The sequence below is a fragment of the Solirubrobacter phytolaccae genome (genome assembly GCF_027587195.1).
Taxonomy (GTDB): Bacteria; Actinomycetota; Thermoleophilia; order Solirubrobacterales; family Solirubrobacteraceae; genus Solirubrobacter; species Solirubrobacter phytolaccae.
In genome coordinates this window covers 17,110-38,463 of sequence record NZ_JAPDDP010000003.1, presented here as the reverse complement: position 1 = coordinate 38,463, position 21,354 = coordinate 17,110, and the positions used below count along the sequence as shown (strand labels likewise).

Below are 21,354 nucleotides of genomic sequence, written 5' to 3'. Positions count from 1 at the left end.
ATGTCGAAACCGACCATCGTGCTCGTCCACGGGGCGTGGGCTGACGCCTCGTCCTGGAACGCCGTCGCCACCGAGCTGCAGGGCCAGGGCTACACCGTCCTCGCCCCCACGAACCTGCTGCGGTCGGTGTCGATCGACGCGCCGTACATCAGCTCGTTCCTCGCCCAGCAGACGTCCGGGCCGGTCGTGCTCGTCGGCCACTCCTACGGCGGCTTCGTGATCACGAACGCGGCGACGGAGAACGTCAAGGCGCTCGTCTACGTCGACGCGTTCATCCCCGACGAGGGCGAGTTCGTCTTCCAGATCCTCGGCGGCTCGGGCTCGGCGTTCGACATCCCGGACCCGAGCGTGGTGTTCGACATCGGCGGCTACCCGGGCTCGCCCGAGGGTGACGCCGAGGCGTTCCTGAAGCCCGACACGGTCCACACGTCGTTCGCCCAGGACCTTCCCGAGGCCGACCGTTGGCTGATCGCCGCCGGCCAGCGTCCGATCACGCTCGCCGCCAACACCACGCCCTCAGGCCCTCCGGCGTGGAAGAACCTGCCGAGCTGGGCCGTGATCGGCACCGAGGACAAGGTCATCCCGCCCGCCACGCAGCGCTCGATGGCCGAGCGCGCCGGCGCGACGATCAGCGAGGCGCCCGGCTCGCACGTCTCGATGGTCTCGCACCCCCAGGTCACGATCGACGCGATCCTGGCGGCCGCGAACGCCTAGCCCTCAGTCCTCCAGGACGTCGTCGAGCAGCCTGCGAAGGTCGTTCGCGGCGTCCTGGATGCGCTGGGCGAACTCGCGCCGGTCCGCGTCGGAGATCTCCCGCTCGCCCGCGAGCACCTCCGCGAAGCCGGCGACGATCGTCAGCGGCGTGCGCAGGTCGTGACGCAGACGCCGGCGCGCCTCGGCGTCCAGCACGAGGTCCTCTTCGCTCACGAGCGTCCGGGCGACGAGATGAAGCCCTCGCGCAGCGCGATGGCGATGGCGTGGACGCGGGTGTTGGCCTCGAGCTTGTTCATCGCGTTGCGGATATGGGTCTTGATCGTCTCAGGCGAGAGGACCAGGTGCTCCGCGACCTGCTCGCCGGTCATGCCCTGGGCGAGCAGGTCCATGATCTCGCGCTCGCGCTTGGAGAGCGACTTCTGCTTCTGGGTCGCGCGCTGGGAGAGCAGCGCGGGGTGCAGGCGCGGGTCCACGTACGTCCCGCCCTCGGCGACCGTGCGGAGCGCGGTCGTCAGCTCCGCCTGCGTGCCGTCCTTGAGCGCATAGCCGCGCGCGCCGGAGTCCAGGCCGCTGATCAGCAGCTCGATCTCGCTCGAGCCGGTGTAGAGGACGACGCGCCGCTCGGCGTCGGCGTCGATGAGCTGCGCGGTGAGCTCGATGCCGGACTCGTCCCCGAGCCGGATGTCGATCAGGGCGACGTCGGGATCGTGGCGCTCGATCAGCTCGCGGCCTTCACGCGCGGTGCCGGAGGTGGCGACCACGTCGATCCCGGCGCGATCGAGCAGCAGCTCGAGACCCTCGCGGAGGGCCTGGTGATCCTCGATCAGCACAAGGCGAAGAGGCATGGGTTGGACGGTTGGTGTCGGCAGGACCGGGCCGACCCTGAAGACCCGCAAAGTGCGGGTGCTCCTAGCTTACGATTTCGCCCGGCACTCTATGGTGTCGCGAGGTTTGGCGAAGGACACGGAAAAGCTCATCCGCCAGCTGTCGCTGATCTCGTATTTGATGGCGGAGCGGCGGCCGGTCACGGCCACGGAGATCAGGCGCGACGTGGAGGGCTACTCGGACATGACCGAGGACGCCTTCGCTCGACGTTTCTATGCCGACCGGGCCGAGCTGGACGCGCTCGGAATCCACCTCAGTGTGGACAAGCCCACGGACGGCTTCTCCGAGCAGGAGAACTACTCGCTCGCGCCGGAGGCCTTCCACCTGCCGCCGATCGCGTTCACGGACGCCGAGCGCGCCGCGCTGCAGACCGCGCTGACGCTGCTCGACGGCGAGTTCGCGTATGCCGAGCCGCTGCGGCTCGCGCTGCAGCAGATCACCTGGGGCCGGCCTTCGCCGCTCGGGTCGGACTCGCGCCAGACGATCGGGCTCGGCATCACGGCCTCGGCCGGCGGCGGCGAGACGAGCGCGCGGCTGGCGAAGATCGACACCGCGATCTACCGCCGCAAGCGGATCGAGTTCGAGTACCACACGATGGGCCGGGACGCGACCGAGCAGCGCAAGGTCGACCCGTACCACCTGCTCTTCGAAGGCGGCCAGTTCTACCTCGTCGGGTGGTCGCACGAGCGCAAGGACGTGCGTGAGTTCCGCCTCTCGCGGATCCGCGGGAAGGTCGCCTACGCGACCAAGGCCGAGCACGACTTCCAGCGCCCCGAGGACTTCGACCCGCGCCTGTACGCGAACCGGATCCCGTGGCAGCTCGGGGACACCAAGGGCACCGCGGAGCTCGAGATCCCGGAGAACCTCGAGTGGTACATCGAGCGCCAGTACGGCGACTACGGGACCCTGGAGAACGGCGTCTACAAGACGGACTACTCGATCGCGCGTCTGCTCATCTCGTGGGCGCTGGAGTTCGGCCTGCGGATCGTCGGGCCGCCTGAGTTGGTCCAGGACGCGCGCGAGCGGGTGGACAAGCTGATCGAGGACCACCGCGGTGAAGCGCCCGCGGTCGTGCCGTCGCGCGCGCCCGCCGTGCCCGTGCCCGTGGAGTCCAACGGCCGTTCACGCGGCGGTGACGCGGCGATCCGCCCGGAGCGCTTCGCGCGGCTCGTGACGCTCGCGACCGTGCTGATCAGCGCCGGCAAGGCGGGCGAGACGCTGCTCGTCGGCGACGTCTGCGAGCAGCTCCAGCTCTCGCCGACCGAGCTGCGGGAGGACATCGCCGTCCTGAACGTCGTCAACTTCGGCGGCGGCGCGTACGTGATCTACGCCGAGGTCAAGCCGACCGGCGAGATCGAGGTCGACCCGGAGCCCTACTCGGACACGTTCGACCGGCCCGCGCGGCTGCTGCCGATCGAGGCCAAGGCGCTGGTCGCCGCGATCGACCTGATCGGCCTGGCGCAGGCCGACCTGCGGAGCGGGCGCTCGAAGGTCGTCGACGCGCTCGGCTTCGACCCGGTCGAGGAAGGCCTGCACATCGTCTCGCCCAAGGTCGACGACGACATCATGCACCGCGCCGAGATCGCCATCCAGGAGCACCGGCTGCTCGAGCTCGAGTACTGGACGCAGTCCCAGGACCGGTACTCCGAGCGCGTCGTCGAGCCCTACGGCCGGATCAACTCGCGCGAGGGCTGGTACATCGCCGCCTGGGACCGCTCGCGCGGACGCCTCATCCACTTCCGCCTGGACCGGATCAAGACCGCCCAGGTGCTTGACGAGACCTTCGAACCGAACTCGGAGCTGGACGTCGCCGCGGACATCGGCGGCTGGCCGCGCACCGGCCGGATCGGCGGCTCGCGCAGCGCGCGCGTGCACGTCGGCGCCGAGCAGGCCCGCTGGGCGCGCGAGCAGCGCCCCGTCCTCACCGAGGTCGAGGGCGGCGCGGTCGTCGTGGAGATCACCTTCAAGGGCCTGGACTTCCTCGTGCGCGAGGTGCTCAAGGAAGCGGGCGACGCCGTCGTGCTCGAACCCGCCGACGCGCGCGAAGCGGTGCTCGACGCCGCCGAGAAGCTGGTCGCCCGAGCGACATGAGCAACCGCCGCGCCGAGATCGCGATGTCGCCCGACGAGGTGCTCGCGTTCTTGGACGAGGAGCGGGTGGTGACGGTCGCGACGCTGGGCCGCGACGGGTTTCCGCACCTCATGCCGCTGTGGTTCGTGGTGCGCGACGGCGAGCTCTGGGGCTGGACCTACGGCAAGTCGCAGAAGGTCGTGAACCTGGAGCGCGACGCGCGGTGCACGCTGCAGGTCGAGGCCGGCGACTCGTACGACCAGCTGCGGGGCGTGATGGTCAAGGCGCGGGCGGCGGTGCACCGCGATTCGACGCTCGTGGCTGAGATCGGCAACGCGTTGAGCGCCCGCTACGGCGATGGTTCTGAAGTGGATGCGCGCGTGGCTGCGAAGCGCGTCGCGCTGCAGTTCGAGGTGCTCTCGATCAGCTCGTTCGACCACCGCAAGCTCTACGGCTCCGGGTAAACACACCCACTGCCGCCGCGTCGGGCGATTCGCGAGGGCCGAAAGCGAAACGAACACCGCCTCGTGGGGTCATCCGTCACTTGACGCCCCTCAGGGGGGTCAACTGACGGATCACCTCGACGGCACGTGCGCGGCTGGTCGCTTGTGGTCGAATCGAGGTGAACGCCTGAGCGTTCACTCAGTGAGGGGAACCCTCCTCACCTGCCCGCATCACGCCCGCCGCGTCGGGTCAAGCGGGCTCGCCGCGAAGCGCGAGTTTGCTTGACGCGGCGCCCGCGGGTGTGATCAGCCGTTGCCGTTGCCGTTGCCGTTGCCGTTGCCGTTGCCGTTGCCGTTGCCGTTGCCGTTACCCGCGCCCGCGGATTGTCGCCAGCGCTCCGTCCAGATGCCCGCGCAGCACCGCCAGCGCCCGCTCGCGGTCGCCCGCGGCGAGCGCGTCGGCCAGGTCGCCGTGCTCGCGGATCGAGCGCTCGCGGATCTCGGCGCGGCGGGCGGTCGCGTGGGCCATGCGCCGTTGGCGGTCGCGCAGCGAGTCGTAGAGCGCGAGCAGGATCTCGTTGCCGGTGCCGGCGACGAGGGCGCGATGGAACTCGCGGTCGGCCTCGACGAACTCGCGACCCTCGAGGCCGGGCTGGGCCGCGACTGAGGCGGCGAGCAGCTCCGGGACGTCGCCGGGGCGTTCGATGACGCGCTCGATCGCGTAGCGCTCGATCACCCAGCGCGTCTCCATGACCGCTTCGGTCTCCGAGGCCGAGACGGGCACGACCAGCGCGCCGCGCTTGGGGTAGAGGCGCAGCAGGCCCTCGGCCTCGAGCTGGCCGAAGGCGGCGCGGACCGGGGTGCGGCTCATCTCCAGCGCCTCGGCGATCTCGCCTTCGCTGATCAGCTCGCCGCCCGGGAGGGAGCCGTCGAGGATGCGGTCCTTGACGTGGCGGTAGGCGCGCTCGGAGGCGGACATGCGCGGACTCTACGCATACGCGTGGTGTACGTCATGCATACATGTTGGATACTATGCGCGTACATGACCGCGGCTTGGCGAATGTGGGCACTGGCGGCGGCGTTCTACCTCGTCGCGATCTTCCATCGGATGAGCCTGGGGGTCGCGTCGATCGATGCGGCCGAGCGGTTCGGGGTGACCACGGGCACGATCGCGGTGCTGTCGACCGTGCAGCTGGCGATGTACCTGCTGATGCAGATCCCGGCGGGGCTGCTGGCGGACCGGATCGGGCCGCGACGGTCGCTGGGGCTCGGGCTCACGGCGATGGGTGTCGGGGAGCTGCTGTTCGCGGTCAGCCCGTCGATCGAGCTGGCGATCGTCGGCCGCGCGCTGGTCGGGATCGGCGACGCGTGCATGTTCCTGAACGTCCTCCGGGTCGCGGCGCACTGGTTGCCCGCGCGCCACTACGCGCTCGCCGCGGCGTTGACCGCCGCCTGCGGCGCGTTCGGCCAGCTGCTCTCGACGGCGCCGCTGTCGGCCGCGCTGTCCGGCATCGGCTGGACGCCCACGTTCGCCGCCAGCGGCATCCTCACCGCGGCGCTCGCGCTGGCCGCCGTCAACCGCATCCAGGACCGGCCGGACGAGCCGGCCGCGACACCCGCGTCGTCCGGGCTGCGGATCAAGACCGTCGCGCCCGTGCAGCACCCGCCGATCATGCCCGCGCTGCGCCGGGCCTGGCGCTCGCCGGGCACGCGCCACGGGCTGTGGGTGCACTTCACGCTCAACGCGCCGTTCGTCACGCTCACCGGCCTCTGGGCGTACCCGTACCTGGTGGAGGGCCAGGGCGTCTCGCCCGCCACGGCCGCCACGCTGCTCGCCGGCGCCGTGATCGTCTTCGGCCTCTCGGCGCCGATGCTCGGGCTGCTCGTCGGTCGCAACCCGCAGGTCCGCGGCGCGCTGTCCAGCGGCGTCGCCCTCACCACGGCGACCGGGCTGGCCGTGCTCCTCGGCTGGCCGGGCGGGCATCCGCCGCTCGCGCTGATCGCGTTCGTGCTCGCCGCGGCGGCCTTCGGTGGCGCGGCCAGCATGCTCGCGTTCGACCTCGCCCGCGAGGGCGGCGGGAGCGCGTCGAGCATGGTCAACATCGGCGGCTTCGGCGCGGCGATCATCGGCCAGGCGGCGATCGGCCTGCTCGTCTCGGTGCACCTGGACTACCGACTCGCGCTCACGCCGCTGCTCGCGCTGGCCGCATGGGGAGCCTTCCAGACGGTCCGCCACGCTAGCCTGCCGCTCCCATGGAGCAGCTCAAGGGCCTGATTCTCTCGGGCGGTAAGGGCACACGCCTTCGCCCGATCACGTACACGTCGGCGAAGCAGCTCGTCCCGGTCGCGAACAAGCCGGTGCTGTTCTACGGCATCGAGGCGATGGCCAAGGCGGGCATCCGCCAGATCGGGATCATCATCGCGCCGGAGACCGGCGACGAGATCCGCGAGACCGCGGGCGACGGCTCGCAGTTCGGCGTGGAGATCACGTACATCCCCCAGTCCGCGCCGCTCGGGCTCGCGCACGCGGTGCTGACCGCCGAGCCGTTCCTGGGCACCGACCCCTTCGTCATGTACCTCGGCGACAACCTCCTGCAGGGCGGTATCGAGGACCTGGTCGACAACTTCCGCTCGAACAAGCCCGAGGCGCTGATCCTGCTCACGCAGGTGCCCGACCCGCAGAACTACGGCGTCGCCGAGCTGGCCGCCGACGGCAGCGTCACCCGCCTCGTCGAGAAGCCCGCCGAGCCCGCCACGGACCTTGCGCTCGTCGGCGTGTACATGTTCACGCCGCGCATCCACGAGGCCGCGAAGTCGATCCAGCCGTCCCCGCGCGGTGAGCTCGAGATCACGGACGCGATCCAGTGGCTCGTGGACGTCGGCGCGCCGGTCGAGTCCCACGTCGTCCGCGGCTGGTGGAAGGACACCGGCCGCCTCGCCGACATGCTCGAGGCGAACCGCCTGATCCTGGAGACCGTCGAGCAGAAGGTCGACGGCCAGCTGATCGACTCGCAGATCGAAGGCCGCGTGATCGTCGAGCCGGGCGCCGTGCTCGAGCGCAGCACCGTCCGCGGCCCCGCGATCATCGGCGCCGGCGCGCGCCTGGTCGACGCCTACGTCGGCCCGTACACCGCCGTCGGCCGGCACTGCACGATCGACTCCTCCGAGGTGGAGCACTCGATCCTGCTCGAGAACTCCGAGGTCCGCGGCCTCGACGGGCGGATGGAGTCCAGCCTGCTGGGCCGTGACGTGAAGATCGTCCGCGGCCAGAGCCAGCCGCGCGCCTACCGTTTCATGGTCGGCGACTCGTCGGAGATCGGAATCCTCTAAGCGGCGCGGGACGCGAACCACGCGCCCCCGCCGAGAGCCCGATCCCAGCCGGACCACGCGGAGCCCTCGGGGAGCTCCTTCTCGAGCCGGTCGAACGACCCGAGCCGGCCCCCGAGGTTGTCGATCATGTGCACGAGCGTGGCCTCGCGCGTGCACGGCACGACCGGCGAGCCGTGCTCGAGCTGGCCGTGGTGGCTGAGGATGATGTGCAGCACGGCGACCGCGAGCTCCGACGGGAACCCGGGCAGGTCCTCGATGATCCGGCGCACGCGGTAGTAGCCGAGCGGGATCTCGCCCTGGAGCTTGCCCAGGTCGGTCATGTCGATCGCGAGCGGGTCCGACGTGTAGGCGTCGAGCTTGCCGATGTCGTGCAGCAGCGCGCCCGTCACGGCGACGTCGCGGTCCACGCCCCCGAACGTCGCGCTGATGGCCGAGACGCCCTGCGCCACCGTCAGCGAGTGCTCGAGCAGCCCGTGCCGGTAGGCCTGGTGGAAGCGCTTCGCGGCCGGGGCCTCGCGGAACTGCTCCCACGTCGCCGAACCCACGCCGAACACGCGGTCCAGCAGGCCGCGCAGGTGGTCGCACTGGATCGTCTCGATCAGCGCGCGCAGGTCGGCCTCCATCCGGTCCACGGGGATCCGCGGGCCGTCCAGCAGGTCATCCAGGTCGTACTCGCCGGGTACGGCGTCACGCACCGCGCGCACCGCCAGCCGACCGCGGGGTTCGACCGTGCCGGACACGCGCACGCACGTGCCCGCGGCGATCTCGCACGGCGGGCACTCCAACGTGCCCGTGCGGTCGCCCAAGATCACGCGCCGCGCGTCGCTCGTCCGGACCATCAGGACCTGGTCGATCTCCTGCCCGGGGGTGAGGTCGCGGACGCGCATTGGAAGCGGAACCCTAGGTCCTGGTCCGGACGAAACCTGCGAGCGCGGTCAGCGGGGGAGCTGGGACTGCGGCATCGCGTCGCGGTACATCGGCGCCACGGTGCCGCCGTAGAAGCCGGTCGCGCGCTTGCCGAGCGCGTTCGTGTCGCGCCGGTTCGAGACGGCGCTGAAGGCGATCGCGAAGCCCGGGATGAGCTTGCCCGCGACCTTCTTGGCCCCGCTCTTGCCGACCATCTTCAGCAGCTTGGAGGCGACCGCCTCGTCGCGCTGGAGCTTGGAGCCGACCCAATGCTCGGCCACGCTCGCGCCCGCGCCGTCGAGCGCCACGCGCGCGCCCGCCGGGTCCGCGTACAGGCCGGTCAGCGCGAGCAGCTCCGCGGGGCGCATCGGGTCACGCGGGTCCCAGCCGTAGCCCCCGGCGATGAAGAACACCATCCGTGACTGCAGCCACGCCAGCGCGACCAGGTCGGGCACGAGGGTCACGAGCCCACCTACGCCGGCCGCGGCGCCTTCGGCACTCGCCAAGTTCGCGTGACGCTTGCGCGCCATCTCGCCGAGCTCGACGGGGTGCTTGCCGAACACGTTGCGCTGCCGGTGCGCCCACGCCGCGGCCGGCGGGCCGAACTGATCGGCGGCCGCCAGAGCCAGATGCTCGGGTGCGCGGACCGGGTCGGCGCGCAGTCGCTCGAGGAGCGATGCGGGCGGGCGGGCCGACTCGTCCGGGTCGCTCATTTCGTCCAACATAGTGGCCCCGACTTGACAGCGTGTCACTGACTGCCGATGAGCGGGTATGCCTCTGGACATGCCCACCGTCTTCGAGCACCGCGTTGAGTTGGCCGGTCACATGACGCGCGCGCTCGAGGTGGCCGGAGACGGTCCGGGCATCGTCCTGCTCCACGGCTGGAGCCACTCCGCGGACACCTGGCGTCCGCTCCTGCTCGAGCTCGCCGCGCGCGAGCGGCGCGCGATCGCCGTCGACCTTCCCGGCTTCGGCGAGGCGACCCCGCTCGCCCCCGGCGCCGTGCTGCCGCAGCTCGACGTCTTCGCCTCAGAGCTCGTGCGCACGTGGGCGAACGACGAGCCGGTCGTGATCGCGGGCTCCTCGCTGGGCGGCTGCCTGGCGTTGCGGCTGGCCGAGCACCCGGGCGACCTCAAGCTCGCGGGCGTCGTCCCGGTCGCGCCGGACGGCCTCGAGATGCCGTCCTGGTTCGACCCGATCGAGGAGGACCCGATCGTCCGCCGGCTGCTGTCGATGCCGGTCCCGGTTCCGGGTGAGCTGCTCCGCCGCGGGCAGAAGGGCGCGCACCGGCGGCTCGCGTTCAGCGACGCGCAGCGGGCCGTGGTCGACGCGTTCGGCGTCGACAGCGAGACCCGCGCGGACGTCGCCGCGCTGCTCGAGTCCGGCCGCAAGCTGGCCCCCGAGCTCGCCAACGCGCCGTTCGACCTCGTCGGCATCCGCTGCCCGGTGCTGCTCGTCTGGGGCGCCTACGACCGGATGCTCCCGCACACGGACGCGCGCATGGCGCTCGACGCGCTGCCCACCACGCAGGTCGAGCTGATCGAGGGCTGCGGTCATCACCCGCAGCTCGAGGCGACCGGCCGCTTGGTGGAGCTTCTGCTTCCGTTCGGGATCTGATGTCGCAGCAGCCGACTGCGTCGGCGCTAAGCGATCAGATTTCAAAGATCGCTTCGCGGATCTTCGGCAGATAAGTTGCAACGTTCGAGGTCCGGCTAGGCTTTTTGCCCATGCGCCGGATCTTGCTGCTGACCCTAGCCTCGCTGACCATCGCCGCCCCGTCGGCGCACGCAGCCGATCCGCGCATCGCCCCCGGTGTCGCGGCCGGCGGCATCGACGTGTCGAACCTCACGCTGACCGAGGCGACCAACAAGATCGCGTTCCTGGCCAAGCAGGGCATGAACAGCCCGCTGTCGACGCGCGTCGCCGGGCGTCGCTTCCTGGTGCGCACCAACGAGCTCGGCTTCAGCTTCAGCGCGTCCAAGTCGGCCCGCCGCGCCTACAACGCCGGCGTGGCCCCGCACACGGGCCCGGTCAACGTGCCGCTGTACGTGACCTTCAAGAAGGCCAAGGTCGAGGCCTACGCCGACAAGGTCGCGAAGGGCGTGTACGTGGCTCCGCGGGACGCGCGTGTGGACATCAAGCTGACCAAGATCGCGAAGGTCGAGCACCGCGACGGGCGCTCGATCGACAAGACGGCGCTCGTGACCCTCGTCTCCACGACGCTGGGCGACCCGGCGGCGGTCCGCAAGCTCCAGATCGAGCCGGTGGCCGTCAAGCCGAAGATCACGACGGGCAGCCTGGGCAAGGCCTACAACACGATCGTCACGATCGACCGCGGCAACTTCAAGCTCCGCCTGTTCAAGAACCTCAAGCTCTCGAAGACCTACGGCGTGGCGGTCGGCGCGCCAGGTTATTCCACGCCGACGGGTCGCTACTCGATTCAGAACAAGGCCGTGAACCCCGCCTGGACGGCGCCCGACTCGCCGTGGGCCGGTGCCTACCGCAACGAGGTCGTGCCGGGCGGCTCGTCCGAGAATCCCCTGAAGGCGCGCTGGATGGGCATCGTCAACGGCGTCGGCATCCACGGCACCGGCGCTCCGGGCTCGATCGGCTCGCGCGCGTCGCACGGGTGCATCCGCATGACCGTGCCGGACGTCGTCGACCTGTATCCGCGTGTGCCCGTCGGCACGCCGGTCCTGATCGGAAACTGACACACGGCGCGCTCGCGCCCGGATAGGGTCGCGCAAGCATGCAGGAATTGCAGACGGAGGTAGACCGCCTCGCCGACATGGCGAAGGCGGAAGGACGGCTCGGCCTGGATACCGAGTTCATGCCCGAGGGCCGCTATCGGCCCCTGCTCTGCCTCGTGCAGATCGTGGTCGGCGAGCACGTCGAGGTACTGGACCCGCTGACGTCGACGTTCGACCCGACGCCGCTCGCGGAGGTCCTCGCCGACCCGGCGATCGAGATCGTGCTCCACGCCGGTCGCCAGGATGTGGCGATCCTGCGGCGCGAGTGGAAGACGACGTTCACGAACGTCTTCGACACGCAGGTCGCGGCGGGCTTCGCGGGCTTCAGCGCGCAGGCCGGCTACAACGGCCTGCTGCACGACGTGCTGCGGATCCGGCTCCCGAAGACCGCGAGCTTCACGCGCTGGGACGCGCGTCCGCTGACCGAGGAGCAGATGAAGTACGCGCGCGGCGACGTCGAGCACCTGATGCCGCTCGCGGACGACATCCAGCGTCGTCTGAGTGAGCGCGGCCGGCTCGAGTGGGCGCGCGAGGAGTGCGTGGTGATCGCCGAGGCGACCGACGAGCGCGACCCGAACGAGGTCTGGCGCCGGCTCCCGCGCGTGAGCGGGCTGGACCCGAAGGAGCGCGCCGTCGCGCAGGCGATCACGGCCTGGCGTGAGCGCACCGCCTCCAAGGAGGACCGCCCGGTCGGCGCCGTGGTCCGTGATCCGACCGTGGTCGAGCTGGCCAAGCGCCAACCTGCGACCCGCCGCGACCTGGCGCAGATCCGCGGGATCACGCCCGACGTCGTCCGCCGCCGTGGTGACGACCTGATGGCCGCGATCGAGGTGGGCAAGGGCGCCGAGCCGATCAAGCTCGAAGAGGGCGACCGCTCGCCGACGGAGGCCGCCGACGGTCCGGTGATCGCGCTGGCCGAGTCCCTGGTGCGCTCCCGCGCGCAGGAGGCCGGGCTGGCCTATGAGCTGATCGCGGCCCGCGCGGACCTGTCGCCGATCGTGGTCGCCGCGCGGCGCAAGCAGACTGAGCCCGACGTGCGCACGCTGCGCGGCTGGCGCCGGGAGCTCGTCGGCGACGAGCTGCTGGAGCTGCTGCACGGGAACCGCACGATCCGCGTCCAGAGCGGCCGCGTGCAGATCACGCCCTCGGAGTGAGCCCGGCCATCACGGTGTTGAGCAGGTCGACGGGGCTGCCGATGCCGGCGGCGTCGCCGCCGGCCATGATCAGCCGGTAGATGAACGGGCCGACCATCAGGTCGATGGCCATGTCGGTGTCCACGTCCTGACGGATCTCGCCGCGCGCCTTGGCGCGCTCGACGATGCCGCGCACCACCCGGCGGCGCGGCTCGACGAGGTGCTCGTAGAAGAGCGCGTGCATCTGGGGCTCGCCGACGACCTCGGACAGCAGCCGCGGCATCAGCGTCAGCGCCCCGGTCTTCGCGGCGCCCGCGAGCACGAGCTGGGCGGTCGCCGCGAAGTCGCCCTGGATCGAGCCCGTGTCCTCGGGCAGCGGGATGTCCGAGTTCAGGTGGGTGATCGCCGCGCGCACGAGCTCCTCCTTGGAGCCGTAGCGCCGGTAGATCGTCGCCTTGCCGACGCCGGAGCGCTCCCGCACGCGTTCGATCGTCAGCGCGCGGTAGCCGTCGGCGGCCATCAGCTCGAGCGCGGCCTGCAGGATGGCCTCGTCCGCCTCGGCGGAACGAGGCCTCCCCGGGGGTCGCGTCTCGACGTCGCTCAAGCTGCCACGGCTTCCCGCGCGGGCGCGCGCTCCTCGCTGGGCAGGAAGATCGCGGCGATCGCGGCGCCCGCGAGCGCGACGGCGGCGGCGACGAGCGCGGCGGTGTGCATGCCAGACACGAACGCGTCCTGGGCGGCGGCCGCGACCTGCGGGTCGCCGAGCATGAGCGCGCCCGCGAGCGAGTCGCGCGCCACCTCGGGCAGGCCGCCGAACGAGTCCATGTCTCCACGGTACCCGCTGGCCAGGAGCGAGCCGAGCACCGCCACGCCGAGCGCGCCACCGGCGACGCGGGTCGTGTCGTTGATCGCCGAGCCCACGCTCATCTTGGCCTCGGGCAGCGAGCCCATGATCGCGTCCGTCGCGGGTGCCATCGCGGTGCCGATCCCGTAGCCGAGCAGCAGGAGCATGCCGGCGATCAGGCCGTAGCCGGAGTCCGCGTCGGCGAGCGCGAGCAGGGACATCCCGCCGGCGACGAGCACGAGCCCGAGCGGCACGACCACGCGCAGCCCGAAGCGCTCGGCCAGCTTGGCGCTCGACGGCCCGCCGAGGATGAGCCCGACCGCGACCGGCAGCGTGCGCAGGCCCGCTTCCAGCGCGTCGTAGCCGCGCACCATCTGCAGGTACTGGGTGAGGAAGAAGATCATCCCGAACAGCGCGAAGAAGGCGAGCGAGATCGCGGCGCTCGAGGCGCTGAAGCGCGGGTTGCGGAACAGCGCGATGTCGAGCATGGGGGCGGGCGCGCGCCGCTCCCAGCGGACGAAGGCGACGAGCACGACGGCCGCGACCGCGAAGGCCGCCAGGACGAGCCCGTCCGTCCAGCCGCGCGCGGGCGCCTCGATCAGGCCCCAGATCAGCGTCGACAGTGCGGCGAAGGAAAGCGTGAAGCCGCGCAGGTCGAGCTGTGGTGCCGACTCGTCGCGGCTCTCGGGCACGAGCCAGCGGCCGGCGACGAGTGCGCCGAGCACGATCGGCAGGTTCACGAGGAAGATCCAGCTCCAATCGGCGTGCTCGATCAGCCAGCCGCCCGCGACCGGGCCGATCGCGATGCCGAGGCCCGAGAAGCCCGCCCAGATGCCGATCGCCTTCCCGCGCTCGTGCGCGGGGAACGTCGCGGTGAGGATCGACAGCGTCGACGGCATGATGAACGCACCGCCGACGCCCATCACGGCGCGCATGGCGATCAGCTGCGCCGGGTCCTCCGCGAGCGCGGAGCCGAGTGAGCCGAAGCCGAAGATCAGCAGCCCGAGCGTGAGCGCGCGCTTGCGGCCGAAGCGGTCGCCGAGCGAGCCGGCGGTGAGCAGCACGCCCGCGAACACGAGCATGTAGACGTCGACGATCCACTGCAGCTCGGAGGTCGTGGCGTCGAGGTCGCGCTGCAGCGTGGGCAGCGCGACGTTGAGGATCGTGTTGTCGAGCCCGATCACGAGCAGCGACAGGCACAGGACGGCAAGCGTCCACCAGCGGCGGGGGTCGAGCGCTTCGCTCGAAACGAGACTGTTCCGTTTCATAACTCGACCGACAGTAACGCCGATAGATACGAAACGCAACCGTCTCGTCTCGATACTCGTGGTAGCCGCACCCCCCACGCCTTAATGAACAGCTGGGGAAGCCCTTAAGGACAATTGAGGGTCGGCTTACCGGAACCTTGAGGAAGGGGTCCACCATGGGTTTCGTGATCAACGTCGTGGCCGACACCCTCCTGACCCTCCTGGCCACGACAGCGTTCGCGTCCTAACCCCTCTCCTGGACGTGAGCAACCCTCAACGCCGCGGCGCTTGGAACCCCTCTCCTCCAAGCGCCGCGGCGTTACCCCTTTAAAGGGCCACGTCGCGCCTAGAACGCGGTGTAGCTGAGCCCGCCGAAGGTGGCGAGCGCGCTCGACTGCACGCCGAGGTACGACAGCGTGTAGAGCCGGTCGCCGATCACGAACGAGCGCTCGATCGGCGTGTTGCCGCGGTCGGTCGCCCGGTGGGCGATGCGGCCCAGCTCGCTGAGCGTGTTCGGGCCGATCGTGAGCCCCGCCACGCCGGCGAACTGCGGCGCCGCGTGCGTCTGCAGCGGGATCACGGCCAGGTTCGACTTCGCCCAGTACAGGAACGCGTGCGACTCGTTCTCGACCGGGGTGAAGCCCGAGCCGAACGAGTGCAGCGCCAGGCGCTGGGGATTCGCGAGGTTGGACACGTCGAACAGCGACGCCTGCACGTCGCCGCCGTCCCGGCCGATGCCGAGCAGCCGGCCCTCGCCGACGGGATGCAGGTAGGCCGAGTAGCCCGGGATCTTGAGCTCGCCGACCACCTTCGGCGCGGTCGGGTCCGCGAGGTCGAGCGTGTAGAGCGGGTCGATCTGGCGGAAGGTCACGACGTAGCCCTTGTCGCCCATGAAGCGCACGGCGTAGATCCGCTCGCCCTGGCCGAGCCCGGTCACCGAGCCGACCCGCACGAGCTTGTTCGCCTGCTGGTCGAGCACGGTGATCGTGCTCTGGCTGGGCGTCCCGGCGGTGCCCGGCGTCCATGTCGGCTCCTCGGTCGTGGCCACGCGCAGCTTGCCCTCGTGCTCGGAGAGCGCGTAGTTGTTCAAGACGAACCCGGGCACGGCGCCCGAGGCGCGGTACACGGTCTTCGTGGGGTCGGAGATGTCGAAGCGGTGGATCTCGGTCTGCACGCCCTCCGGCGCCTGGCCGGTCGTCTCGACCGCCCGGATGTAGCGGCGGCTGGCGACGTAGAGCGAGCCCCCGGAGCCGTAGACGACCTGCGCGCCGGCCATCACGCCGTCGCGGTCGAGCGAGTACATGCCGCGGTCCAGGTCGACGGTGAGAATCGCCAGCACGTCCAGGCCCGAGAACTGCGCGGGCCGCGTGACGGCGTCGCAAGGCGCGAGGTTGCGCTTGAACGTCTTGCCCGACAGGTTGCTCTTGAGCGTGGTCTGGCCGAGGAAGTCACGCACGTCGGCGTCGGCGGGCTCCGCGATCGGCTGTGGGACCGAGTCGATCACGAGGCGCGCGACCGCGCCGTTCTGGCGCGCGTCGACGAAGCGGCCCGGAACCTCCATCGTGCGCATGACCTTCGGCGCGCCCGAGACGTCGATCTCGGTGACGATCGTCACCGGCGCCGTCGGCGCGAACTCCGGGGCGACGGGGCGCGGCTCCGGCCCGGCGTCGGTGCCCTTGGACGCGACGGCCAGGATCCGATCGCCGCGCAGGAGCAGCTTGTGGCCGGAGCCCTCGAGCGGGAGCACGCCGGTCACGGTCGAGCTCGCCACGTCCACGACGCGCAGGGCCTTGTCGGTCACGGCGAAGATCCGGCGGCCGTCCGTCTTGAGGATGTCGGGCTCGTCGACGCCGATCTCCTGCACGTTGGTGCCGGAGAACTCGACAGTCCCCCCGACCTCCGTCCCGCCGGAGACCGGCGCCGCGGTGGTGACGTCCTCCGCGCGGGCGTTCGGCGGCGGCATCAGCGGCGGGGTGACGACAGCGTCGGTGGGCTGCGGAGCGACGCGCGGTGTCACGCCGACACCGCCGGCCGTGCGCTGCGCCCCGGCGCGCGCGTAGTCCACCAGCTGGGTGCACGAGTCGAACGCCTTCAGGCGTGGGCGCTGCTTCTTGGTGGCGGCACTCGCGGCGTCGGCGCACACGAGAGCCAGGACGAGCGTGACCGCCGCGAGGGATCTCATGCGGTGAAGGTACTCAGCAGGCGCCGAGTTGCGCCCGATACTTCTTCATCGTCGCGCGCGTCATGTCGCCGTGCGTCTGCTGCTTGAGCCGTTCGACGCGCTCCGTGTGGAAGGGCGAGGAGAGCGACTCGCTGTGGCCGATCACGTCCTTGGTCGCGATCCCGTACCGGCAGCGCAGCCAGCGCGTGAGCCGCAGCGACGCGGCGAGCTGGCGCTTGTTGCCCATCACGTCGCCGTCGCTCATCCCCACGTGCTCGATCCCGAACGACGTGTAGTTGAGCCCGACCGTGTGCCGGCACATGATCGAGCGCGGGACGAGCTGGTAGATCGTGCCGTCGCGGTCGATCACGTAGTGCGCGCACGTGCCCGGCAGCTCCTTGAGCTCCGGGTCCGGGTTGTTGGGCGCGAACGTGTTGTAGGTCTGCTGGAAGGTCTCGGTGACCGTGTAGTGCTCGACGATGACCTTCGGCTCGCGCAGCCGGTAGGAGTCGATCCCGTAGTGGCGCTTGGAGTACGCGGCCATCTGCGTCTTGCGCGCCCGCGGGAACGGGATCGGCTTCTGGACGATGGTCGGCTGCGGCGCGGCGGCCGTGGCCAGCACGGACACGATCAGTGCGAGCACGGTTCCAATTTGACAGGTCGTCAGAACCGGAGGAACCTCGAAGGCCGTCCAGCGTCATCCCCGGCGGGAGGAGAAGTGCACGTGCTCAAGTTGCGCGCGCTCGCGGCTGCGGCCGCGACGGTTGGAGCCCTCGCGGTCGCCCCGGCGTCCGCCAACGCGGCCTACTGGGTCGGGCTCGGTGACTCGTTCGCCGCCGGCCCGCTGATCCCGAGCCAGACGCTCAACCCGCTCGGCTGTCTGCGCTCCACGCGCAACTACGCGCGGCTCGCGTCCGCGCAGCTCGGCAAGACCCTCAACGACGCCTCCTGCAGCGGTGCGGAGACGGCGGAGATGACGACGCCGCAGAGCACGTACGCAGGCACGAACCCGCCGCAGCTGAACGCGATCGCCGCCGACACCCGCGTGGTGTCGCTGCAGATCGGCGGCAACGACATCGGCTTCACCGACATCCTCACGAACTGCCAGACCGCGAACCCGTTCGGCCGGCCGTGCCAGGACAAGTACGTCCGCAACGGGGTCGACGAGCTGCGCGCGCGGATCACCGCGACGGCGCCGAAGGTCGCCGCCGTGCTCGCCGGCATCAAGGCGCGCACCAGCGCGCGGATCCTGGTCCTCAACTACGAGGCGATCCTGCCGTCGAGCGGCTCCGGCTGCTGGCCGCAGGTGCCGATGGCGTGGGCGGACGTGCCGTACGTGCGCGGGATCCAGCTCGAGCTGAACGCGATGATCGCCCGCGAGGCGAGCAAGGCGGGGGCGCGGCTCGTGGACGCCTACACGGCGAGCCTCGGCAAGGACGCGTGCAAGTCCTCCGGCACGCGTTGGGTGGAGCCGCTGATCCCCGGCAACGCCGCGGCGCCGTTCCATCCCAACGCCCGCGGCATGCAGGGCGTGGCCGGACCGGTCGCCGCGGCGGCGGCGGGGGCCTAGCTACTTACGGCGAGGGCTGCGCTTCGAGTTGTCGATCTTCCCGGAGCGCAGCTTCGACGCGGCGGCGCGGACCTTCTTCTGCGCGAGCTTGGCGCCGTCGGCGTCCCAGATCTGGCACTTCTGGCCGTCGGCGGTGCAGACGCGGCCGAAGTGCATGTACTCGCCGTCGATCGTGCCCTTGCTGCGGATCAGCCAGGTGCCGTCGGCGCGCTTGGAGTAGGCGATCGCCATCTCGCCGTGCTCGGTCTTGGTGACCTGATCGGCACGGACGCCGCCGTGCTCCTCGATCGCCGCGAACGCGGTCTGCGGGTCGCCCTGGAAGCGGATGCAGGGCATGTCGTCCTCCTGCGGCTCCGTCCACTCGCAGGACAGGGTCTTGACCCCGGTGCCGGCAGCGTCGGAGATCGTGATCTCGGTCGCGACGGGCTTCATGTCCTCGGGGCCGACGAGCTCGACGCCGCCGCTGCCGCCGCCGGAGGCCGGGCCGGCGCCGCCGTCACCGCCGCCGGAGAGCTGGGCGGCGGCGGGGCTCGCGCCGATGGCAAGTGTGGCTAGCGCGATGGTGGAGAGGAGGGTGGTTCGCATACCTTCCACGTCGGCCGCTCCGCCCCGTGGTGTCGGCACTTCGAAATGTTCGAGAAGCTGCGACACCTTCCCCTCGATCGTGCGTCTGACGTGCGGATGTCAGACGACCATGAGCACGACCGCCGGCTCGCCGCACGGGCCGGCGACGGCGACGAGCGCGCGTTCGACGAGCTCGTGGAGCGCCACCAGGAGCCGCTGCTGCGCTACGTCGCGCGTCGCTTCCGGCCCGAGCTGGCCGAGGACGCGGTCCAGGAGGCGCTGCTCTCCGCGCACCGTGCGCTGGTCGGCGGCACGCGCCCGGTGGACGTGCGCGCGTGGCTGTCGACGATCGCGTGGCGGCGGGCTTTAGACCTCGCTCGGCGTGAGCGCGACGCGCTGCCGCTGGACGCGGGTGCGGCGGCGAAGGTGGCGGACGACCCCGAGGCCCGCGCGCTGCAGGCGCACGAGCTCGGCCGCGTCGTCGCGGCGATGAGCTCGCTGCCCGAGCGCCAGCGCACGGCGCTCAAGCTCAGCGCGCTCGAAGGGCGCTCGCTCGAGGAGATCGGCTCGGCGCTCGACGTGCCCGCGGACACCGCGAAGTCGCTCGTCGCCCGGTCGCGCCGCACGCTGCACCACCGGCTCGAGGCGGCGGACCTGGACTGCGGCGAGGCGCGCGTGGAGATGGAGTCGGCGGCGGCGCGGGGCGTGCGGCTCTCGGGCATGGTCACGCTGCACCTGGAGTCCTGCCGCGCGTGCGAGCGCGCGCACCGCTCGATCCGCCGGCGCCGGCGCGTCGCGCTGTTCATCCCGATCGGGCTCGTCGTCCGCACGGCCGGGTTCCGCGACAAGGTGCGTGACCTGATCGCCTTCAACCCGGCGTGGGAAGCGCAGATCGGCGCGGCGAAGCTCTGCACCGCCGCGTGCCTGACGGCGGTCGGGACGGGCGTCGCGGCCGCGCCGTCGGTCACGGTCGGGATCCCGGCGATCGTGAGGACGGCGACCCCGACGCCGAAGACGGCGGAGCTCGTCCCGGCCAACAAGCACAAGAAGAAGAAGAAGCCGAAGGCCACGCCGACGCCGGCCGCGACGGTGGTGCTGGCGCGCGCGACGGCGACCGCCACGTGGACGCCGACCCCGACGCCGACGGCCGTCACCAAGAAGCGCAAGCCCAAGGGGTACAAGCCGAACCCCCAGCTTGTCGGCACGGGCGTCAGCGCCGGCGGCGACGCGGGCGGCGAGTCGGGCGAAGCGCCGCGTGGCAAGGCCACGCCCACGCCGACCCCGACCCTCGCGCCCACGGTCGCGCCGACCGCCGCGCCGACGGTCACCCCCGCGGCGACGCCGACGGTGCTCGCGGTCGAGACGCCGACGCCGACCGGTTAGTTTGCGGCGGTCACGACGTTTCACCGTCATGACCGCCATGAGCCTCGACGAGTCCACCTTCAACGCGGCACTCGAACGCCACCGGCGCGAGCTGCACGTCCACTGCTACCGGATGCTCGGCTCGTTCGACGAGGCCGAGGACGCCCTGCAGGACGCCTTCCTGCGCGCGTGGAAGGCGCGGGCGGGCCTCAGCGGCGCTGAAGGGCTGCGGGCGTGGCTGTACAAGATCGCCACCAACGTCTGCCTCGACGGCTTGCGGGCGAAGAAGCGGCGCGCGCCCACGCAGGGGGAGATCCCGTGGCTGCAGCCCTACCCGGACCGGCTGCTGGACGAGGTCGCGCCGAGCGCCGAGGAGCCGGACGCGGTGGTCGTCGCGCGCGAGACGATCGAGCTCACCTACATGGCCGTGATCCAGCTGCTCCCGCCCCGTCAGCGGGCGGTGCTCGTGCTGCGGGACGTGCTCGAGTGGTCGGCGATCGAGACGGCCGAGATGCTCGAGCTCACCGTGCAGTCGGCCAACAGCGCCTTGCAGCGGGCGCGGGCGACGCTGAAGGAGCGCTTGCCCGCGCACGACGCCGAGCGCGACGCGCTGAGCGAGGACGAGCAGCGCCTGCTGCAGGGCTTCATCGCCACGCACGAGAGCGGCGACTGGTCCGCCGCGGCCGCGCTGATGCGCGAGGACATCCGCGTCTCGATGCCGCCCAACCCGGACGTCTTCGAGGGCCGCGAGACGCTGCGCCCGCTGATCGCGCGGGCGGTCGCGATGGGCGAGTGGCGGCTCGTGCCGACCAGCGCCAACCGGATGCCGTGCGCCGCGTCGTACCTGCGCCGGCCGGGCGACACCGTGTTCCGCGCGTTCAAGCTCGACGTCATCCGTGCGGGCGCCGGCGGCATCGCCGAGATCACCACGTTCGGCGCCTCGCTCTTCCCCGCGTTCGGCCTGCCCGATGAGTTGGCCGAGGTGCGAGAGTCCTAACTGACATGTTCAAGGACACGAAGGCCTTCAGCGGCTTCGCGGTGCCCGACATCCCGGCTGCGCGCGCGTTCTATGCCGACGTGCTCGGGATCGAGGTCTCCGAGGCGCACGGCATCCTCACGCTGCACCTCGCGGGCGGCGCGCGCGAGACGCTGATCTACCCCAAGCCCGACCACGAGCCCGCCAACTTCACGATCCTCAACTTCCCCGTCGAGGACATCGACGCGGCCGTCGACGAGCTGCTCGAGCGGGGCGTGGACTTCGAGCTCTACGAGGGGTTCGAGCAGGACGAGCGCGGCATCGTCCGCGACGCCGGCCCGCCGATCGCCTGGTTCCGCGACCCGGCCGGGAACATCCTCGCGGTCCTGCAGGAGTGAA

General features: G+C 71.3%; 22 protein-coding genes. 12 read left to right on the top strand and 10 right to left on the bottom strand.

Features of this window, described 5'->3' with window-relative positions:
* The gene (locus OJ997_RS02160) at positions 1–714 is read left to right on the top strand and encodes an alpha/beta fold hydrolase (protein WP_270023352.1); all 714 of its coding nucleotides are present in this window, start codon (positions 1–3) and stop codon (positions 712–714) included.
* A gap of 3 nt (positions 715–717) precedes the next feature.
* On the opposite strand, the gene OJ997_RS02155 is transcribed toward OJ997_RS02160, so the two are convergent.
* Positions 718–927: a histidine kinase dimerization/phospho-acceptor domain-containing protein gene (locus OJ997_RS02155; protein WP_270023351.1), complete on the bottom strand. Its 210-nt coding sequence runs from the start codon at positions 925–927 to the stop codon at positions 718–720.
* Positions 924–1,559, bottom strand: coding sequence for a response regulator (locus OJ997_RS02150; protein WP_270023350.1), 636 nt, complete (start codon positions 1,557–1,559; stop codon positions 924–926). Before OJ997_RS02150 ends, OJ997_RS02155 begins: the two co-directional genes overlap by 4 nt.
* A 106-nt stretch (positions 1,560–1,665) precedes the next feature.
* Here OJ997_RS02150 and OJ997_RS02145 point away from each other — a divergent pair, with 106 nt between their 5' ends.
* Together OJ997_RS02145 and OJ997_RS02140 are read left to right on the top strand one after the other, a co-directional pair.
* Complete coding sequence (locus OJ997_RS02145; RefSeq protein WP_270023349.1) at positions 1,666–3,690, top strand: helix-turn-helix transcriptional regulator; 2,025 nt, start codon at positions 1,666–1,668, stop codon at positions 3,688–3,690.
* Positions 3,687–4,133 (top strand): pyridoxamine 5'-phosphate oxidase family protein, encoded by a 447-nt coding sequence (locus OJ997_RS02140; protein ID WP_270023348.1) that lies wholly within the window; start codon positions 3,687–3,689, stop codon positions 4,131–4,133. The genes OJ997_RS02145 and OJ997_RS02140 overlap by 4 nt, the downstream gene beginning before the upstream one ends.
* A gap of 346 nt (positions 4,134–4,479) precedes the next feature.
* Here OJ997_RS02140 and OJ997_RS02135 read toward each other — a convergent pair whose 3' ends face one another.
* Complete coding sequence (locus tag OJ997_RS02135; protein ID WP_270023347.1) at positions 4,480–5,091, bottom strand: GntR family transcriptional regulator; 612 nt, start codon at positions 5,089–5,091, stop codon at positions 4,480–4,482.
* A gap of 63 nt (positions 5,092–5,154) precedes the next feature.
* Between OJ997_RS02135 and OJ997_RS02130 the strand changes: the two genes are divergently transcribed.
* Positions 5,155–6,387 (top strand): MFS transporter, encoded by a 1,233-nt coding sequence (locus OJ997_RS02130; protein ID WP_270023346.1) that lies wholly within the window; start codon positions 5,155–5,157, stop codon positions 6,385–6,387.
* Positions 6,366–7,442 (top strand): glucose-1-phosphate thymidylyltransferase, encoded by a 1,077-nt coding sequence (locus OJ997_RS02125; protein WP_270023345.1) that lies wholly within the window; start codon positions 6,366–6,368, stop codon positions 7,440–7,442. Before OJ997_RS02130 ends, OJ997_RS02125 begins: the two co-directional genes overlap by 22 nt.
* Here OJ997_RS02125 and OJ997_RS02120 read toward each other — a convergent pair.
* Both OJ997_RS02120 and OJ997_RS02115 read right to left on the bottom strand, forming a co-directional pair.
* Positions 7,439–8,329: a 3'-5' exoribonuclease YhaM family protein gene (locus OJ997_RS02120; protein WP_270023344.1), complete on the bottom strand. Its 891-nt coding sequence runs from the start codon at positions 8,327–8,329 to the stop codon at positions 7,439–7,441. The two genes, OJ997_RS02125 and OJ997_RS02120, sit on opposite strands and share 4 nt — an antisense overlap.
* 48 nt (positions 8,330–8,377) lie before the next feature.
* On the bottom strand, positions 8,378–9,061 hold the full coding sequence (locus OJ997_RS02115) for an EcsC family protein (RefSeq protein ID WP_270023343.1): 684 nt from the start codon (positions 9,059–9,061) through the stop codon (positions 8,378–8,380).
* Between the two features lie 70 nt (positions 9,062–9,131).
* Here OJ997_RS02115 and OJ997_RS02110 point away from each other — a divergent pair, with 70 nt between their 5' ends.
* From OJ997_RS02110 to OJ997_RS02100, 3 genes are all read left to right on the top strand, one after another.
* Positions 9,132–9,965 carry an alpha/beta fold hydrolase gene (locus tag OJ997_RS02110; protein WP_270023342.1) on the top strand — a complete coding sequence of 278 codons (834 nt, stop codon included), beginning with the start codon at positions 9,132–9,134 and terminating at the stop codon, positions 9,963–9,965.
* Between the two features lie 110 nt (positions 9,966–10,075).
* Entirely contained in the window at positions 10,076–11,059 is a 984-nt protein-coding gene (locus OJ997_RS02105) for a L,D-transpeptidase family protein (protein ID WP_270023341.1), read from the top strand.
* Positions 11,060–11,097: 38 nt separating this feature from the next.
* Entirely contained in the window at positions 11,098–12,252 is a 1,155-nt protein-coding gene (locus OJ997_RS02100; protein WP_270023340.1) for a ribonuclease D, read from the top strand.
* Here OJ997_RS02100 and OJ997_RS02095 read toward each other — a convergent pair.
* From OJ997_RS02095 to OJ997_RS02080, 4 genes are all read right to left on the bottom strand, one after another.
* Positions 12,236–12,835: a TetR/AcrR family transcriptional regulator gene (locus OJ997_RS02095; protein ID WP_270023339.1), complete on the bottom strand. Its 600-nt coding sequence runs from the start codon at positions 12,833–12,835 to the stop codon at positions 12,236–12,238. The genes OJ997_RS02100 and OJ997_RS02095 overlap by 17 nt on opposite strands.
* Positions 12,832–14,343 (bottom strand): MFS transporter, encoded by a 1,512-nt coding sequence (locus OJ997_RS02090; protein WP_270023338.1) that lies wholly within the window; start codon positions 14,341–14,343, stop codon positions 12,832–12,834. Before OJ997_RS02090 ends, OJ997_RS02095 begins: the two co-directional genes overlap by 4 nt.
* 325 nt (positions 14,344–14,668) lie before the next feature.
* Complete coding sequence (locus OJ997_RS02085) at positions 14,669–16,504, bottom strand: beta-propeller domain-containing protein (RefSeq protein WP_270023337.1); 1,836 nt, start codon at positions 16,502–16,504, stop codon at positions 14,669–14,671.
* Between the two features lie 13 nt (positions 16,505–16,517).
* On the bottom strand, positions 16,518–17,126 hold the full coding sequence (locus OJ997_RS02080; RefSeq protein ID WP_270023336.1) for a peptidoglycan recognition protein family protein: 609 nt from the start codon (positions 17,124–17,126) through the stop codon (positions 16,518–16,520).
* Positions 17,127–17,207: 81 nt separating this feature from the next.
* Here OJ997_RS02080 and OJ997_RS02075 point away from each other — a divergent pair, with 81 nt between their 5' ends.
* Positions 17,208–18,053, top strand: coding sequence for an SGNH/GDSL hydrolase family protein (locus OJ997_RS02075; protein ID WP_270023335.1), 846 nt, complete (start codon positions 17,208–17,210; stop codon positions 18,051–18,053).
* On the opposite strand, the gene OJ997_RS02070 is transcribed toward OJ997_RS02075, so the two are convergent.
* Positions 18,054–18,638, bottom strand: coding sequence for a hypothetical protein (locus tag OJ997_RS02070; protein ID WP_270023334.1), 585 nt, complete (start codon positions 18,636–18,638; stop codon positions 18,054–18,056).
* 96 nt (positions 18,639–18,734) lie between these two features.
* Here OJ997_RS02070 and OJ997_RS02065 point away from each other — a divergent pair, with 96 nt between their 5' ends.
* Genes OJ997_RS02065 through OJ997_RS02055 form a run of 3 tightly spaced genes read left to right on the top strand, consistent with a single transcriptional unit; the run spans position 18,735 to position 21,353 of the window.
* Complete coding sequence (locus OJ997_RS02065) at positions 18,735–20,000, top strand: RNA polymerase sigma factor (RefSeq protein ID WP_270023492.1); 1,266 nt, start codon at positions 18,735–18,737, stop codon at positions 19,998–20,000.
* Between the two features lie 28 nt (positions 20,001–20,028).
* Positions 20,029–20,976 (top strand): RNA polymerase subunit sigma-70, encoded by a 948-nt coding sequence (locus tag OJ997_RS02060; protein ID WP_270023333.1) that lies wholly within the window; start codon positions 20,029–20,031, stop codon positions 20,974–20,976.
* Positions 20,977–20,981: 5 nt separating this feature from the next.
* Positions 20,982–21,353: a VOC family protein gene (locus tag OJ997_RS02055; protein ID WP_270023332.1), complete on the top strand. Its 372-nt coding sequence runs from the start codon at positions 20,982–20,984 to the stop codon at positions 21,351–21,353.
* The last annotated feature ends 1 nt before the right edge of the window (position 21,354 follow it).